This is a genomic window from Paenibacillus sp. EB106-05-06-XG162 (assembly GCF_058791655.1).
The window spans coordinates 1-15294 of sequence record NZ_JBYTDT010000028.1; the positions used below are offsets into that span (position 1 = coordinate 1).

The 15294-nt window shown below is 45.5% G+C and carries 20 protein-coding genes; 2 read left to right on the forward strand and 18 right to left on the reverse strand.

The window, feature by feature from the left end; translation table 11 throughout:
* Positions 1-302 precede the first annotated feature (302 nt).
* Positions 303-1196 (reverse strand): nucleotidyltransferase-like protein, encoded by an 894-nt coding sequence (locus AC3WU2_RS29770; RefSeq protein ID WP_018758661.1) that lies wholly within the window; start codon positions 1194-1196, stop codon positions 303-305.
* 122 nt (positions 1197-1318) lie between these two features.
* Between AC3WU2_RS29770 and AC3WU2_RS29775 the strand changes: the two genes are divergently transcribed.
* Positions 1319-1690 carry a YgzB family protein gene (locus tag AC3WU2_RS29775; protein ID WP_492458459.1) on the forward strand — a complete coding sequence of 124 codons (372 nt, stop codon included), beginning with the start codon at positions 1319-1321 and terminating at the stop codon, positions 1688-1690.
* A 111-nt stretch (positions 1691-1801) separates the two neighbouring features.
* Here AC3WU2_RS29775 and AC3WU2_RS29780 read toward each other — a convergent pair whose 3' ends face one another.
* The 10 genes from AC3WU2_RS29780 to gatC form a co-directional block, all read right to left on the reverse strand.
* Complete coding sequence (locus tag AC3WU2_RS29780; RefSeq protein WP_492458460.1) at positions 1802-3511, reverse strand: glycosyl hydrolase family 18 protein; 1710 nt, start codon at positions 3509-3511, stop codon at positions 1802-1804.
* 33 nt (positions 3512-3544) lie between these two features.
* A complete protein-coding gene (gene perR, locus AC3WU2_RS29785; RefSeq protein ID WP_018758658.1) occupies positions 3545-3973 on the reverse strand; it encodes a peroxide-responsive transcriptional repressor PerR in 429 nt (142 codons plus the stop codon).
* Between the two features lie 84 nt (positions 3974-4057).
* Positions 4058-5299, reverse strand: a complete 1242-nt coding sequence (locus tag AC3WU2_RS29790; RefSeq protein ID WP_492458461.1) for a DUF4097 family beta strand repeat-containing protein — start codon at positions 5297-5299, stop codon at positions 4058-4060.
* A 21-nt stretch (positions 5300-5320) separates the two neighbouring features.
* Positions 5321-5941: a TM2 domain-containing protein gene (locus AC3WU2_RS29795; protein ID WP_492458462.1), complete on the reverse strand. Its 621-nt coding sequence runs from the start codon at positions 5939-5941 to the stop codon at positions 5321-5323.
* 14 nt (positions 5942-5955) lie between these two features.
* On the reverse strand, positions 5956-6363 hold the full coding sequence (locus tag AC3WU2_RS29800; protein WP_492458501.1) for a hypothetical protein: 408 nt from the start codon (positions 6361-6363) through the stop codon (positions 5956-5958).
* Positions 6290-6919 (reverse strand): RNA polymerase sigma factor, encoded by a 630-nt coding sequence (locus AC3WU2_RS29805; RefSeq protein WP_492458463.1) that lies wholly within the window; start codon positions 6917-6919, stop codon positions 6290-6292. The genes AC3WU2_RS29800 and AC3WU2_RS29805 overlap by 74 nt, the downstream gene beginning before the upstream one ends.
* A 126-nt stretch (positions 6920-7045) precedes the next feature.
* Positions 7046-7741 carry an MgtC/SapB family protein gene (locus tag AC3WU2_RS29810; RefSeq protein ID WP_018758653.1) on the reverse strand — a complete coding sequence of 232 codons (696 nt, stop codon included), beginning with the start codon at positions 7739-7741 and terminating at the stop codon, positions 7046-7048.
* Between the two features lie 20 nt (positions 7742-7761).
* Positions 7762-9201, reverse strand: coding sequence for an Asp-tRNA(Asn)/Glu-tRNA(Gln) amidotransferase subunit GatB (gene gatB, locus AC3WU2_RS29815; RefSeq protein WP_492458464.1), 1440 nt, complete (start codon positions 9199-9201; stop codon positions 7762-7764).
* 200 nt (positions 9202-9401) lie between these two features.
* The gene (gatA, locus tag AC3WU2_RS29820; protein WP_492458465.1) at positions 9402-10859 is read right to left on the reverse strand and encodes an Asp-tRNA(Asn)/Glu-tRNA(Gln) amidotransferase subunit GatA; all 1458 of its coding nucleotides are present in this window, start codon (positions 10857-10859) and stop codon (positions 9402-9404) included.
* 60 nt (positions 10860-10919) lie between these two features.
* A complete protein-coding gene (gatC, locus tag AC3WU2_RS29825) occupies positions 10920-11207 on the reverse strand; it encodes an Asp-tRNA(Asn)/Glu-tRNA(Gln) amidotransferase subunit GatC (protein WP_018758650.1) in 288 nt (95 codons plus the stop codon).
* 78 nt (positions 11208-11285) lie between these two features.
* Here gatC and AC3WU2_RS29830 point away from each other — a divergent pair, with 78 nt between their 5' ends.
* Positions 11286-11528 (forward strand): hypothetical protein, encoded by a 243-nt coding sequence (locus tag AC3WU2_RS29830; protein ID WP_492458466.1) that lies wholly within the window; start codon positions 11286-11288, stop codon positions 11526-11528.
* A gap of 181 nt (positions 11529-11709) precedes the next feature.
* Here the strand turns inward: AC3WU2_RS29830 and AC3WU2_RS29835 are convergent, their stop codons facing one another.
* The 7 genes from AC3WU2_RS29835 to sigY all read right to left on the reverse strand — a co-directional run bounded on the left by AC3WU2_RS29835 (position 11710) and on the right by sigY (position 15275).
* Positions 11710-12090, reverse strand: coding sequence for an ATPase (locus AC3WU2_RS29835; RefSeq protein WP_492458467.1), 381 nt, complete (start codon positions 12088-12090; stop codon positions 11710-11712).
* A 122-nt stretch (positions 12091-12212) separates the two neighbouring features.
* Positions 12213-13001: an ABC transporter permease gene (locus AC3WU2_RS29840; protein ID WP_492458468.1), complete on the reverse strand. Its 789-nt coding sequence runs from the start codon at positions 12999-13001 to the stop codon at positions 12213-12215.
* Positions 12998-13915: an ABC transporter ATP-binding protein gene (locus tag AC3WU2_RS29845; RefSeq protein ID WP_492458469.1), complete on the reverse strand. Its 918-nt coding sequence runs from the start codon at positions 13913-13915 to the stop codon at positions 12998-13000. Before AC3WU2_RS29845 ends, AC3WU2_RS29840 begins: the two co-directional genes overlap by 4 nt.
* Positions 13912-14109 (reverse strand): PLD nuclease N-terminal domain-containing protein, encoded by a 198-nt coding sequence (locus AC3WU2_RS29850; protein WP_018758645.1) that lies wholly within the window; start codon positions 14107-14109, stop codon positions 13912-13914. The genes AC3WU2_RS29845 and AC3WU2_RS29850 overlap by 4 nt, the downstream gene beginning before the upstream one ends.
* 33 nt (positions 14110-14142) lie before the next feature.
* Positions 14143-14373, reverse strand: coding sequence for a transcriptional regulator (locus AC3WU2_RS29855; protein ID WP_492458470.1), 231 nt, complete (start codon positions 14371-14373; stop codon positions 14143-14145).
* A complete protein-coding gene (locus AC3WU2_RS29860; protein WP_018758643.1) occupies positions 14363-14758 on the reverse strand; it encodes a YxlC family protein in 396 nt (131 codons plus the stop codon). Before AC3WU2_RS29860 ends, AC3WU2_RS29855 begins: the two co-directional genes overlap by 11 nt.
* Complete coding sequence (sigY, locus tag AC3WU2_RS29865) at positions 14745-15275, reverse strand: RNA polymerase sigma factor SigY (protein WP_018758642.1); 531 nt, start codon at positions 15273-15275, stop codon at positions 14745-14747. The genes AC3WU2_RS29860 and sigY overlap by 14 nt, the downstream gene beginning before the upstream one ends.
* Positions 15276-15294 lie beyond the last annotated feature (19 nt).

The window sequence follows — 15294 nt, forward strand, 5'->3', positions numbered from 1 at the left end:
ATTCTTTCAATCATTCGTTGTTCAGTTTTCAAAGATCAATGTCTTTCTCGTTGTCGCCGTTGTTCTCAGCAGCAACTCTTATAATATATCATATCGCCGTTTCTCTTGTCAACACTTTTTTTGAAGTTTTTTTCGATTCATTTCTTCATCGTTTACTTCATTTTTGCTTCCGTTCGAAGCGGCGAAAATTAATATATCATGATCTGAACCTAGAAGTCAACACTTTTCGACAAAAAAATTTAAATCCAGCAATAAGGCTTCATTAAGCGCTTATACATCAAGCCATTGCTATCAGAAATTGATTATCCCGCTAAATAATAAAGCTCTATAGATGGTTCTTGATCAGTCTCCTCGGATTCCGTGCTCAACACTTCAACTTCACGCACGAGTGATCGTTGGAGCATTTTCTGCAACAACATGGGGAGATCCGCACGAATATGATGAAGTTCAGGATGTTCGACCAATTCATTCTCATTCCAAGGTTCCTCGCGACTGGATAAGATACGCAGCAGCAATGAACAATATTCCTTCATCTTAGTCATCACGGAAAATTCACTGGCAAGCAGTAGAAGCTCAACTCGTTGTCCAACAGTCTCCTGGCTTATTGTAAGCTCTTCATATAGTTTGAATACCCCAAGGTTCAGATCATGGATCTGATTCCATACGGAAACCTCAGGATGCATCCCCTTCTCGATCAATACTATTCCCGCCCAATGCCGCAGCGATTCAAGGACTCGCTGATAGGCATCTAATTCATGATTCATCTTCATGAACTGCTTGGCCTGCAGGAAGTTACGTAGGAACAATGCAAATTCAGCAATCATTCGTTGTTCGCGTAGAGGATTCGCAAATTGAAGTATACGATCTCGAAGAACGTTCAAATATCCCGTGGAGTCTTTCACAATTTCCCCTTGAATCATCCACTGAATCATATTGCGGTTCTCACCATCGACAAGCCATCTCTCCATGCTCCACATACTTACTGTATGGATCTGCAGCTTGAGATCCCCCTTCTTCATATGCGATATTTCATGCAGCGCCATATCCCTATCCATGACATGAATAAGAACCATATCGAAATCATACATCTCAGGTGGGTAGAAGTCTGAAGCAGTGTGTTCGATGCAGACCGATCCGATATGATCAGGGTTATTCTTGAACGCTGATAATAATGTTTTTTTGGTGAAATCCACCATTTTCACCCACCTCTCTCTTGGCGATTTAAAACCCAATCCGTTATAATGTAATTTAATTCTACATAAGATTTAACTTTCCTCTTTTACAAAAGAACTATAAACAAGAGAACGGAGATCACGATATGCGCTTTAAATCTAGTAAAATCAATGAGTTTCGCTTGTGGGGATTACTGCTAACTATGGTAGGAATGGGAGTTATGGTACTCGGAACAGCCGGACTCTTATTGTGGGGCAGCTCCAACGTCGGCAAAATTATCGCAGCGATCTTCATGGTGCTCGGTATGATTAGTATGTTATGCAGCGTAGGTATTTATTTCTGGGCAGGCATGTTATCAACAACCGCTGTCGTGTTCGAATGTCCCGAATGTCATAAGCAAACGAAAATGCTGGGCAAAACGGATCGCTGCATGTTCTGCAAAACCATCCTGACGTTGGATCCAAATCAAGCGAATACGATGCCTAAAGAGCAGCCTGTGATGGTCGTGGAAGACTAACCAAAGCCTTAACCTCATAACTCGTACAAAACAAAGACACTACCGTTGATCCATGGATCTCTGGTAGTGTCTTTTCATATATAAGTGATATAAGTGATATAAGTGCTGTTACTATCTTGCGAGTACATCCCAAGCCTCAGGTAATGCAAAACTTCGCGTCCACGATGCCGTACCTGCCAGCCCCAGCTCTTGTGCTAGCTTTACTCTTGCCTGAAGAGAGGTCTGATCCTCAATCCAAATCCGGCGCTTCGCACCATCTTCTTCATATTCCACGTAATTCTGACCTGTCGCCTCATCTAACTGAGGTTTAAGCTGCTTCTTGTCGATTAATTCTTGGATCGCCTTCATTCCCGCTGTCTTGGAGGAGACTTTCGTCTTCCCATCTACAGGCTTCTCCGTCCATATCCGTGTATATAACGGGATCCCCAAGAGCAACTTATCTGCAGGAACCTGATCCTCTTCGATAATTTTACGCATAGCATTCTCCGCCCAAGGGAGCGATGACACCGACCCTGCACGCGGACTCGAGGCCCAATGCTCATCATAGGACATCACCATCATATAGTCGACCAATTCTCCGAGCGATTTGCGATCCAGGAAGGCTGACCACATCTCACTGTTCGATTTCGGTGTGACATCTACCGAGACAATAAGCCCTTGTGCTCTAAGCATAGGCGTTAATTCACGTACAAATTGCGTAAAGTTCTCCTTGTCCTTCGTATAAATATTCTCGAAGTCGATATTGATTCCATCCAAGCGATAGATTTGAGCATACGACATCACTTGTTGAATCATCTGGAATCGACGATCGAAGGTCGATAATGCTTCTGTTGTCAATTTGGGCTCAAAGCTATTGCTGAACAACGCCCACACTTGCATATTATTCTCATGGGCCCATTTAACATATCCCGTATCCGCCTTGCTCTGAACATTACCTTCCCCATCAAGAAGACTGAACCAGGTAGGACTGACGACATTCACCCCTGGCAAAGGTCCAATTTGGCTTACATCAGGACTTTTATTATAGACAGCTTCCCAAATCAAGTTAATAGGTCCTTCTATCTTCTCATTTGGTTTCTCATTCGCCGCAGGAATCTGCTCGATGGAAAGCTGCTCGCCCATCTCGACATCAGAATCCTGCAAGAAGCCAACGATACCATTCTCTAGTTGAACCTTATACCACCCATCGAGGTCTGCCCAGATCCGCAAGGACTCCCCTTGCTTCACATCGTACACAATCGGTTTATGAATGGAAGGACCCTCACGTAGTGGAATGGTCTTATCCTCTTTTTTCAACTTAACCGTCTTCGCCATCTGAACATGATCGCCCGATTTGAACAACGTCACAGTACCCGTACTCGGATCCTCCTTCACTTGAAGACCGTACAATTCCTCAAGCGGAGCAATCGGCAAATAAAGGGTCGCCTTAACCTGTTCTGCTGTAAAAAAGAGTTCAAAAGGCTTGCTATTCACTCGCCCTGTCAACTCATCCGTCTTAAAATGAATCAACTTATCATGCGTCGCCATAATGATTGTCTTTGACTTTTTCTCATAACGAATCGTTGAATCAATATTCTTCTGAACGACCGACAAGGGGAGCTTAATACCTTCCTTCGACCCGATTGCCGACGCCTCTTGCAATTCGCCGCCAACAAAGATGGGCTTGGCCAATCCATGAAAATCTGGCTTCACATGCTTGGTACTTGGCAAGACCTGATCTTTAATATATATCCCAGTAACAATTAGAACGACAATAGCTGTTGTAATAAAAAACAAGCCGCGTGTGCGCAGGCCTGTTTTCTTTTGGTATCGTAGATTCATTCTTCTCTCCATTTCTAGAGTTGTCCGATTACATTACTTTTTCTCAGCACATGTAGGGCAGACGCCGTAAATCTCCATTCTGTGGCCGCTGACAGCGAAGCCTGTCTGTTCCGCTGCTGCGCGCTCTACTTCATAGAGTGCTGGGTAATTGAAATCCACGATTTTGCCACACTTCTGACAGATCGCATGATAGTGGGAAGACAGATCTGCATCGAACCGACTTGAATTATCTCCATAGGTCAATTCGCGTACAAGACCTGCTTCCACGAACATTTTCAAATTATTATATATCGTCGCCACACTCATACTTGGATACTGCGGTGCAAGCGCACGGTAGATATCATCCGCCGTCGGATGTGTCATGGAATCGAGTAAAAACGTCAGAATCGCGTGGCGTTGTGGCGTAATACGAACTCCTGTATTTTTTAATTGTTCAAGTGCTTCTTGGACTTGCGTATTCATAGCTGACCCACCACCTGTTTATTTGGAGTACATTAAATTCTTAACATCAATCTTCATTCATTGTACTCCGGGGTATGATCGATTTCAATTCTTTTTCAAGGTGAGGTCATTATTGGAGCTAAGTTTAACCTTAAACTTACCATCTCCAACGGTTCCTGACAGTGATTTATCTCCTGCCTGAAATGGTAAATCGATCACATTAACGGAGCCAATCCCGCTGCTACCTTCGATGGAATAATCTCCTGTATCTGGAATCGCAATATCAAGATCGCCAATCGTGGAATGAACATCCCAATCCCCGCCAACAACCTTGGTATCCACAAAAATATCCCCGTTGAGTGTAGATACCTTCAGATTATGATCAGCACGATCGATGTGTACGTCTCCATTTTTCGTATCCGCGAGAATATCTCCTTCCACTTCCTCCAAACGGATCTCTCCATTCAGCGTAGCAACATTCGCCCGTCCTGTGATGTGGCTAACATTGAAATCACCACTCTTCGTCGACATCTCAACTTCACCATCGATCGCTGATAAACTCACATCACCTAATAATGTCTCTCCTCGAACTGCACCAGTTACATTCTCAAGATCAATATCGCCTTTCATCGTCACCAGTTTCAATTCATTCTTAGCTTTCACATGTTGAATATCGATATCACCAAGCGATGTCTCAATATCCAAATCCAGGGCAGCCCCCTCCGGGATCGTTAGCACGAGATCCATGCGAGGCTGCTTCTGCCAATTGCCCCCGTATTTCTTACCCTTCGTCTCAATGGTAATGCGCTGACCCGGCTGAATGCTCACAGTGGACTGATTCGCGATCTGTTCAGCCTCTTGCTTATCCTTCAGATCTACCCGCATGACGGTTGAGACTTCAAGTTGATCTGCACCACCCGTCTGTACGACAACATCACCATACTCATTACGTACAACAATCGCTTCGGTTTCCTTATCTATGGCAACTTTCTGCACAGGTTTCTCAAATCGAATTCCTTCGTCAGACCCCAAATTTGTAGCAAAATTAATCTTGAAATTAAGCTGCTTCCATAAATCCGACATGAGCGATGGCTGAGTCACACTAAACACAATGCCTGATAACAACACAGCCAAAAACATGCCGCCTATATCCAGCTTCATCCGTCGATTGGAATGACGATGCACGACATTGAGAATAATATATTCTATGCCCCACAGAATAAAAAGAACAGGCCACCAATCTAACAGATATTGAACATGGGTTGCACCAGAACTCTGGTCCCAAATAAGAATTGCGCCTACAGCTAATAATAAAATGGCACCTGTATATCTCCCGACTTTAATCATTGGACACCCCTTTCTCGTTCATTATTTCGAACGTGTTCTTAGGAGCAAGAATAATCCTGCTACAATGAGAATCACTGCGCCAAAATAGGGACCGCCGCTCGAGAATAAAAACTGGAGCCAAGCTGGATTGACACTAAGCATCAACACAAAAACGCCGCACACAACAAGCACAATGCCAAGCGAGCTGCCTTTGAAAGCCACTCCGCCATTACTTATTAATGGTGTCATGCCTTCTGGCACGAATCCATAGATGCGCTCTGCATTTACTCGATCCGTACATTGTAATGCGTCGAACAAATTATAGAAATAGATGCACGGAATCAAGAGACTTAACAGCACGATTATAGGCAAGCTTCCGCCTTGCGGTAAGTTGACACTATACACGATGGCAACGATATTCAGCGCTAAGCTTAACATGACCGTTATCCCGCGCTGCATCAGACCGAGATAAAAGTGTCCCAGCCCCGGGATAAAAAAAGCAAGCAAACCAGCTAAAAACTTACTCTTACGGGGTACATTGCTGCCATAAGGATGATCCGAGTTCGGAAATGCATTCATCATTGGCGGGGTATTCAATTGATGCATACGTTCATCCAAAAAAGGGTCATAGGTCGAGTGTCTGTCTTCATTTGATTGCGTCATTTTTAGATCTCCTCCTAGAATGGGATAATGTGTGTAATGATTTTTATACCAGCTTCGACCACATGTTGGACTTTCGTTTTCATTTGATATTCAAGTTTGAAGGCATCCATTGCAAGGAGAGATTGCAAAATACCGGTTGTTATAAATAGATAAGTCGCTGCGCCAGCAACAGCAAAATGAATGAATTGCTTCCGCCGTGTAAAATAATTCACGGTCGGAGAAGCTGCTGTCGTGGTTTTTCTACTTCCTTGTGATGAGATACGCTGCATGATAACATCTGTAAACTCAGGAGATGTCTCATGGATAGGCATCTGTTCCATGACTTTCACTCGTTCCATCGATAGGACATTAGCTTGATGAGGCGTTGTCCAGTCTTTTCTTTGATGCTGATGGTGTGGCTTTTCCTGGAATCGTCTTCTCATGAACTTGCACCTCCGTCCATAAACGTTCGAATTGTTGTTTGGCCCGATATAGACGCGTCTCTACGGTCCGAATTGGAATTTCTAGAATGGCTGCTATTTCTTGATAAGAAAGCTGTCTCATATGATAAAGCTCAAGAATAATACGATAGTTGTCCTTCATCTTTCTAAGTACACGCTGAACCTCAATCTGCTCTTCCTTCAACAGCAGCCGTTCTTCCGGCTCTTCTTCTTCTGGAGATCTAAACCATGATTTAATCGAATCAATCAAGCTGGTCAGCGGCTTACGCTGCTGCGAACGCCGATAATCCGTCAACGTATTAATCGCTAACCGATACATCCAAGTCGTAAACTTCGCCTCCCCACGGAAATGGGGCAAATAGCGGTAAAGTTTAATAAAGACTTCCTGAGCGAGGTCTTCCGCGGTCTCACGATGGCCCAGCTCTCTGAACATCAATGTATAAATGTAATTCTTATGTCGATCAACCAAAATTCGATAAGCATCCTGATTCCCTTGACGGATCTGGTCAATAAGCTGTTCATCCGTCTGATTGTCCACCGTAATCCCCCTCTCTCCATATGAATCTATATTTATGACGCACCCATTTCAATAAACCCTTCAAAACTTTTCAAAAAAAATAACCTTCCCATCAGGAAGGTTATCGTAAGAGATGGACCCTCTTACTCATTCTACCGAAACATTAAATACACCAGCAATGGATTTTAGTTCCACGATCAGATGAATCGGCTCTAATTGCTTCGGTGCTGTGACGTGCAGCTGAAGCTCCATTTGCAAATCAATCTCGTGTTCTGTCACATGTCTCGACTCTGTTAATGCCATCTTCTTCGTCGTAATGGCGTGGGAAGCGAGCTTTGCAGTAACCTCATCCAGAAGGTCATGCTGCCCGATCGCTCGAATGGTGATGATTCGAACTTTCTTCCCTCGCAAGAAACGCTGTTCAATCTTATTCAAGACCCATAAATTAAGTAATACCAGAATTGTCGCCGCAACGGCTGCAAAATAGAAGCCCGCTCCAATTGCTAACCCTATGGAGGCAACGACCCACAGTGACGCCGCTGTCGTGAGGCCCGTAATTGATTTGCCTGTGAATAGAATCGTTCCAGCACCTAGAAATCCGATCCCTGTAATGACCGAGGCTGCAAGCCGCGCTGGATCACGATTCAAGGTCACAAATTCAGCAAATCCATAAATGGATAACAGCATGATTAACGTGGAACCAAGACAGACCAGAATATGTGTCCGAAGGCCAGCCGCGTGATTGTTATGTTCTCGTTCGAATCCAACCAAGCCGCCTAACAGCATCGCAAGCAGTAGTCTGATCATGACATGTAAATTATCAATGACCCATGGATCGTGCATGCTTACTCGTTCCTCTCGAATTATCCTTTGAGACGCTCCGCTAACAGCTGATTCACAAGCGCAGGATTTGCTTTACCGCGTGATTCTTTCATCACTTGACCGACGAGGAAGCCAATCGCTTTGTCTTTCCCCGCACGGTAATCCTCAACGGATTGCGGGTTCGCTTCCACAACTTTGTCGACAATCGCTTTGATTGCGCCTTCGTCGCTAATCTGAACAAGACCTTTCTCTTCAACAATCGCTTGCGGCGCTTTACCGCTATCGATCATTTCTTTGAAGACGGTCTTCGCAATCTTGCTGCTGATCGTCCCCTTCTCGATTAAGCCGATCATTTCCCCGAGCCCTTGGCCTGTAATCTTGACGTCGGACATCTCCAGGTTATTCGCATTCAAATGCGCAAGCAAGTCGCCCATAATCCAGTTCGCTACGGATTTGGCATCCTTCGTGTATTTCAGACTCTCTTCGAAGAAATCAGCGAGCGCCATCGAAGCTGTGATCACATCTGCATCATAGCTCGGCAGACCATGCTCCGCTGCATAACGTGCTTTACGTGCATCCGGCAATTCAGGGATCGATGCCTGAACACGGGATTTCCATTCGTCGTCAATCAAGACGGACACAAGATCTGGGTCCGGGAAGTAGCGATAATCATGCGCTTCTTCCTTACCACGCATCGAGAATGTTTTGCCTTGTGCGTCATCCCAACGTCTCGTCTCTTGAACAACCACACCGCCGTCATCCAAGATGTCGGCTTGGCGAATTTCTTCATATTCAATCCCGCGTTGAACGCCGCGGAAAGAGTTCATGTTCTTGAGCTCGGCACGAATACCGAATTCCTTCTGTTCATAAGGACGAAGACTGATATTCGCGTCGCAGCGAAGCGATCCTTCTTCCATTTTCACATCGGATACGTCACAATATTGCATAATCGCTTTAAGCTTCTCAAGGTACGCCTTTGCTTCTTCCGCAGATCGCAAATCAGGCTCTGATACAATCTCTAGTAGTGGCGTACCTACTCGGTTAAAATCAACCAGTGAAGCATAACCGCCATCCACGTGCGTAAGCTTCCCTGCATCCTCTTCGAGGTGAAGACGGGTTACGCCAATGCGTTTCGTCTCCCCATTCACTTCAATATCAATCCAACCATTCTCACCGATCGGTTTGTCGTATTGCGAGATTTGGTAAGCTTTTGGTGAGTCTGGGTAAAAATAGTTCTTACGATCAAACTTGCTCTCTGTTGCAATCGTACAGTTCAGCGCCATCGCAGCTTTCATCGCATACTCAACTGCTTGACGGTTGAGCACAGGCAATACGCCTGGATGTCCAAGACAGATTGGGCATGTATTGCTGTTCGGCGAAGCACCGAAGGATGTCTTACAGCCACAGAAGATTTTGGAATTCGTATGAAGTTCAACGTGAACTTCTAAGCCGATGACGGTTTCGTATTTCGATGTAGACATGGGAAACCTCCTATATTTAATGCTTGTTCAAAAAGTCTGCTTTTCAGTACCGAGAAGGTTGCGTGAATCCGAAGAAGGAGGAACGGAGTTTAGGCAAAACCTAAATGAGTACCGGACTTCGAGGATGAACGCAAGATTCGATGCCGAATCTACTCCTTGAAACACTTCGTGATCAAAAGTTGACTTTTTGAACAACCTCTTTACAACTGCGGGCGCAGCTTATGATGATCTGTGTTCGTCTCGAACGCATGCGCTACACGCAGTACAGTCGATTCATCAAAAGCTTTCCCGATAATTTGCAATCCGACAGGCAAGCCATCAGCAAGTCCACATGGAACACTGATCGCTGGCACGCCCGCCAAGCTGACCGGAATGGTCACAATATCATTCAAATACATCGTTAATGGATCATCTACTTGCGATCCGATCGGGAATGCCGTTGTCGGTGCTGTAGGTCCAATAATGACGTCATAGTTCGCGAATACTTGATCAAAGTCTTGCTTGATGAGCGTACGGACTTTTTGTGCTTTCAAATAATACGCATCATAATAACCAGAGCTTAGTGCATAGGTTCCAAGCATAATCCGACGTTTCACTTCATCCCCGAAGCCTTGACTTCTGGATTTCACATAGAGATCTATCAGGTTATCCGGATTCTCTGCACGAACGCCATAACGTACGCCGTCAAAGCGTGCCAAGTTCGAAGAAGCTTCCGAAGAAGCAAGTAGGTAATATGTCGCAACCGCATAATCTGTATGCGGTAAGGACACTTCGTCCCATGTTGCGCCAAGACCTTCTAGCACTTTAAGTGCAGAAAGAACCGATTCTTTCACTTTCGGATCGATGCCTTGTCCAAGGTATTCTTTTGGTACCCCAATACGAAGTCCTTTAATATCTCCGTTCAATGCGCTGATATAGTCAGGAATTTCAACATTCGCCGATGTGGAGTCCATGTTGTCGTAGCCTGCAATAGCTTGCAATACATACGCGGAGTCTTCAACATTCTTCGTAATCGGTCCGATTTGGTCCAGAGAAGAAGCGAATGCTACGAGTCCAAAACGGGATACGAGTCCGTAGGTTGGTTTCAAGCCTACAACACCGCAATAGGATGCTGGCTGACGGATCGAACCGCCTGTATCTGAACCGAGCGTGAAGTACGCTTCGCCCGCAGCGACGGCTGCAGCCGAACCACCACTAGAACCACCTGGTACATATTCTAAGTTCCATGGGTTACGTGTCGGATAGAAGCTGGAATTCTCGTTCGAACCCCCCATCGCGAACTCGTCCATATTCAATTTGCCCAGCGTAACGGATTGGGCTTTCTTCAACTTCTGAACAACCGTTGCATCATAGATCGGGTCATAATTCGAGAGGAATTGACTCGCACAAGTCGTGCGCAATCCTTCCGTCACGATATTATCTTTAATCCCTACGGGAAGTCCGAACAACAATCCACGAGGTGCATCCGTCGCGAGCTGCTCGTCCAATAATCTCGCATGCGCGCGAGCATGTTCTTCATTTAAAGTCAGGTAAGCTTTCACCTGGTCTTCTGTCTTGGCAATACGTCCATAAGCTTCGTTCACCAGATCCGTGACGGACAATTCTTTGGCACTCAGCTTGTTATGTATTTCCTGCAACCGCAAATCAAGTAATGACAAGGGAATTCTCCTTTCAACCATTCAAAATAATATATGAATTCGTACCTTACGCTCTGTCAATTATTCAAGGACAGCCGGTACACGAATTTGATCGTCTTCTTCGTCTGGCGCATTGCGCAACACTTTCTCGATCGGGAGTGACGGTCTTGTCTCGTCTTCACGCATCACGTTACGAATCTGTAGCACGTGTGTCGTCGGCTCCACTTCATCTGTATTCAATTCGTTCAATTTCTCCGCATATTTCAAAATCGCATTTAATTGACCTGTAAACTGCTCTTTCTCTGCATCCGATAATGCGAGTCGCGCGAGCTTAGCAACATGCTCAACGTCTTTCACCGTAATGCTCATCGTTACGTAATCCCCCTTAGGCTCTAATTTATATAGTATAGCGTAGTTGTTTTTCATACTCAATGCAGGGACCAAAATATGTATGGCCCCAATTCTTCGGGCCTACTCGATCTCGATCGGAATTTCGGCGCTGAATTTTCGATGCTGCGTCTCGTCCGAGGGATCGAACTTCTCGCCAATGTAGAACTCGGCATCTACTATGATCGTGTAAATCTACGAGAGTTCACCTGCATCGTTCGATCTAACGAATCCTATAATGCTTATTTAGGCGGTAATAACCCTTTTTCCAATGTAACGAATCTCAAACGCCTTATTGTGTAATAAATGACCGAATAAGAGCCGGTTTGTCATGAATAACGAGTTTGGAGTTCGTTAGAAATTCTAAACGCGATATTTTGACCCAATAAGGTGATCTAGGTTCGTTAGCGATAACGAGATGAAAAAATCACTTTCAGCACAAGCGCGCTGCACAAAAGAAAAAGCCCGGCACAATGCCGAGCTATTAAATCCATGCTTTGAGATTGACTTGTCGGATAAACTCCTCTTGCGAAATTTCTTCCGCTTCGGCCTCTTCTTCTTCGACGACTTCCTCACCACGGTTCATTACGCTGCGGAACAGCTCCTCATTGCGCGTAGCAAGGGCAAAATCGATCAAGGCTTCTCGCTCGATTCGCTCAACCTCTTGTTCAATCAACACTTCTTCGACTTCGATATCCGTGAATGGCACCGCAATGTTACGATTCACCTTCGGCACCCGAACGACATAGTCAAAAGCATTATCCGCATTACGATCATATGCGATTATATAACCATATTCCCCAATCGGAATGTTCTGTTCAAATCGATCAGCGACGATAATCACTTTTTGGCCTAAACTTAACATCGCTTCTTCCCCCTAGCTGTCCATCTATCATTTTATTTCCTCTATCCTACTACAAAAAAAATAGTACGTCCACGAGGGCAGAGGAAAAGAAGCGAAGTTCTGTTGCGAGACATCCTGCTAACCTATGCTTTCGCTGAAATCGATTCTTGTGATTGCATCCGATAGACTGCTAACATCACACAAATGAGTATACTGCATAGGCTTATCCATAATACAGGCCCTACGGATGACAACGTCTCGACTTTCGTCAATATCTCCGAAGCGATCGTACTCAGTCGACTCGGGCTCCATGATAAATATCGTGAAAGAAGACTCGTTCCGAAACTGAGCAGCATGATGAATGCCATCGTCGTAAAAGCGACCCCAGCCGAGTTCGGCAGCCATGCGCTGATTAGCAGCAGGACCGAAATAATGAAAACGAACCATAACATATACATGAGGCCTGCTTGAATGACGGTTCCGACATCCAGCGAACCAATCAACTGTATGGTATAGTAACAAGCTCCCGCGTAACCGCAGGCAAATGCTGCGACCGTTAAGGTCAGCATGTTTGCCCATTTGGCAGACATATAAGCAATGAATGAGACAGGCTTAGTAAAAATAAGCGAGGTCACACCGCTCTGCCGTTCACCAGATACGATCCCCATCATCGATAACACGAGCACAAGTACGCCGATGGTGCCAAATTGATTAAGCGTCTGCGCCAAGACCTCACCCGCAGTAGGGGTTGGCATGGTGATGATCGTACCTGCTGGCATATTACCAGCGTGCTTCAGAATTTCAGGCATATAGTATGTTGTCACGGGCTGCATCACACCGAGAAGCAGGAATACCATCGGTACCCAAATCCACTTGTAACTGCGTGCCATCTCCAGCATTTCTTTCCGATAAAAGAGACCGAATTGCCTCATGCCCGCACCACCTTCATGAATAAATCTTCTAATGTGCTATGACCCGCTTCCAATTTGCGAATAAAAATGTGGTGCTGCACAGCTTCTGTCATAATGCCCCGTTCTGCTTCTTCTAGCTGAGAAACTGTCACACGAAGGGTCTGATGCTCAGACGCTACATGGTGCACATAAGGTTTATTTCTAATTGCGATTTCTAGCGCCTTGGCCTGTGCCTCGTTCAAGGTCTCAATCTTAATCATCGGTTCGCTATGAGATTGACGTATATGCTCCAGACTTCCTTGCACCGCAATCTCACCCTGCTCAATCAAAATGATATCATCACAGATCTCTTCCGCATCATGCAAAATATGTGTCGAGAACAAAATCGTCGTCTCTTGGCGAATCCGCTCCAAAATCCGTAATACATCTCTCCGTCCAATCGGATCAAGTGCAGAGACGGGCTCATCCAGAATAAGCAGCTTGGGCCTATGAATAAGAGCCTGCGCCAGACCAAGCCGCTGCTTCATCCCACCGGAATATCCGCCAATGCGCCGCTTAGCTGCATCTTGAATTCCTACGATTTCTAGCCACTCCTCCGTACGGCGTTCAGCTGCTTGCCTGGATAAGCCCGCGAGCTGCCCTGCATATTGGACAAACTCACGCCCCGTCATCCACGAATAAAAGACAGGCATTTGCGGCAAATATCCAAGATGTGGCCTTCGATCCGCAACCTGCTTACCTTGGAGATACAACTGGATATCGCCGGATGTTGGACGAAGCAAGCCGGTTAACATGTGTATCGTTGTCGTCTTACCCGCTCCATTCGGACCAAGCAAGGCGACACAGCGCCCTTCGTCAATAGAAAAGCTAATCTTCTTCACTACTTGATGCTGTTTAAATTGCTTCGACAACTGATCAACCTTCAGCAGCGTCATGATCTATCGTTCCTTCCGACAACAAAATATATAATAGGGCCGAGAATTTGACCGAAGACAATAATCAGCACCCACATCCATTTCGGCCCTCGTGTTGCGTCGGCCTTATAGAGTGAAGTTAAGGCGGTAACCATGAGAATGAGTTGTATGGCTAGAATCGGAGCAAGCAGCCCCCAGTTTACTGTTATATTCATGTACATCCCTACTTTCAATAAAATAGTGAATGATTAGGATGGATCACGCTTAGACTTTGACTTGCGATTCGGCAAATAAATATGGAACAGGCTGTAGAACAGAATAGGCATCGGAAATTGGATGAGTCCCCAAATTCCCCAGAACCAACGGTTCTTCTCCCGTCGGCGCGCATCTGTGAAGAGCCAAAAACTCTGCATCATCAAAATGATCGCAATGAGGACCACAACCCACCATGGAATCGGATGGTAATACTCACTTGGCATGTCGAACATCCCCTTTTTTCTTGCGACGTACATAAGAGCCGAATAGGAACCCTAGCGCTGCCATAAGCGTCACACCTTGGAAAATCCCGAATGCCGTCCAACTCGTCATGACGAGCAGCGTATTTCCGCCGATCAATACCAAGGCAACAAGGAAGAAGCAAAGGAGCTCCAATTGATTACGTCGACGTACCGCCAACTTCTGCTCCGTAATCAACTGCTCTAGATGTCCCACATGCGGTGCGGTACTATGCGGGATCACTTGATCCATCTGCTGAAAACTCAGCATCAGTTGATCGATTAACTCTTGATCTTCCTGAGAGACGTGTGGTTCTGAAGATGAATTAGGTAATGACTGTTGATTCAAGTCAGATTTATTCTTTCGCATTCGGCATGAGCTCCTTTCGCAATTGTTGTAGCCCGTTATAAATTCGTGATTTGACCGTTCCTTGCGGGATGTCCATCATCTCTGCAATTTCATCGTATGCGTACCCATAATAGTGCTTGAGCAGGATGGGCAATCGCATATCGTAACGAAGTCTGGACAGTGCGTCAATCGCATCCGTCCACGCCTCTTGGTGCTGCTGCATATGCCACTGAACCCCGCGTAATGCTTGTTCCTGCTCTTGCCAGCGCTGCTCTACTTTTCGCTTCCGCATCATGTCAATGTATAACCGTGTCGCGATCGTAATCATCCATGAGGAAAATTTCGATGATCCATTATAATAAGAGATTTTCTCGATACATTTGAGCATCGTCTCCTGCACCAAGTCTTCTGCAAGGGACGGATTCATTGTCACTTTGATCAAATATTTCATCAAAAAGGTGTAATGCTCGTGCAGCAATTGAGCTAACGCCTGGTCGTCACCGCGGATAGCCAAGTTTATTCGTTGTTGTTCATCCATTGCTACATGCTTCCCCCTT

Bases quoted from the DNA above. Each gene is read 5' to 3' on its own strand.
- AC3WU2_RS29770 (WP_018758661.1), bottom strand. From the start codon at position 1,196: ATGGTGGATTTCACCAAAAAAACATTATTATCAGCGTTCAAGAATAAC.
- AC3WU2_RS29775 (WP_492458459.1), top strand. From the start codon at position 1,319: ATGCGCTTTAAATCTAGTAAAATCAATGAGTTTCGCTTGTGGGGATTA.
- AC3WU2_RS29780 (WP_492458460.1), bottom strand. From the start codon at position 3,511: ATGAATCTACGATACCAAAAGAAAACAGGCCTGCGCACACGCGGCTTG.
- perR (WP_018758658.1), bottom strand. From the start codon at position 3,973: ATGAATACGCAAGTCCAAGAAGCACTTGAACAATTAAAAAATACAGGA.
- AC3WU2_RS29790 (WP_492458461.1), bottom strand. From the start codon at position 5,299: ATGATTAAAGTCGGGAGATATACAGGTGCCATTTTATTATTAGCTGTA.
- AC3WU2_RS29795 (WP_492458462.1), bottom strand. From the start codon at position 5,941: ATGACGCAATCAAATGAAGACAGACACTCGACCTATGACCCTTTTTTG.
- AC3WU2_RS29800 (WP_492458501.1), bottom strand. From the start codon at position 6,363: ATGAGAAGACGATTCCAGGAAAAGCCACACCATCAGCATCAAAGAAAA.
- AC3WU2_RS29810 (WP_018758653.1), bottom strand. From the start codon at position 7,741: ATGCACGATCCATGGGTCATTGATAATTTACATGTCATGATCAGACTA.
- gatB (WP_492458464.1), bottom strand. From the start codon at position 9,201: ATGTCTACATCGAAATACGAAACCGTCATCGGCTTAGAAGTTCACGTT.
- gatC (WP_018758650.1), bottom strand. From the start codon at position 11,207: ATGAGCATTACGGTGAAAGACGTTGAGCATGTTGCTAAGCTCGCGCGA.
- AC3WU2_RS29830 (WP_492458466.1), top strand. From the start codon at position 11,286: ATGTATGGCCCCAATTCTTCGGGCCTACTCGATCTCGATCGGAATTTC.
- AC3WU2_RS29835 (WP_492458467.1), bottom strand. From the start codon at position 12,090: ATGTTAAGTTTAGGCCAAAAAGTGATTATCGTCGCTGATCGATTTGAA.
- AC3WU2_RS29840 (WP_492458468.1), bottom strand. From the start codon at position 13,001: ATGAGGCAATTCGGTCTCTTTTATCGGAAAGAAATGCTGGAGATGGCA.
- AC3WU2_RS29845 (WP_492458469.1), bottom strand. From the start codon at position 13,915: ATGACGCTGCTGAAGGTTGATCAGTTGTCGAAGCAATTTAAACAGCAT.
- AC3WU2_RS29850 (WP_018758645.1), bottom strand. From the start codon at position 14,109: ATGAATATAACAGTAAACTGGGGGCTGCTTGCTCCGATTCTAGCCATA.
- AC3WU2_RS29855 (WP_492458470.1), bottom strand. From the start codon at position 14,373: ATGCCAAGTGAGTATTACCATCCGATTCCATGGTGGGTTGTGGTCCTC.
- AC3WU2_RS29860 (WP_018758643.1), bottom strand. From the start codon at position 14,758: ATGCGAAAGAATAAATCTGACTTGAATCAACAGTCATTACCTAATTCA.
- sigY (WP_018758642.1), bottom strand. From the start codon at position 15,275: ATGGATGAACAACAACGAATAAACTTGGCTATCCGCGGTGACGACCAG.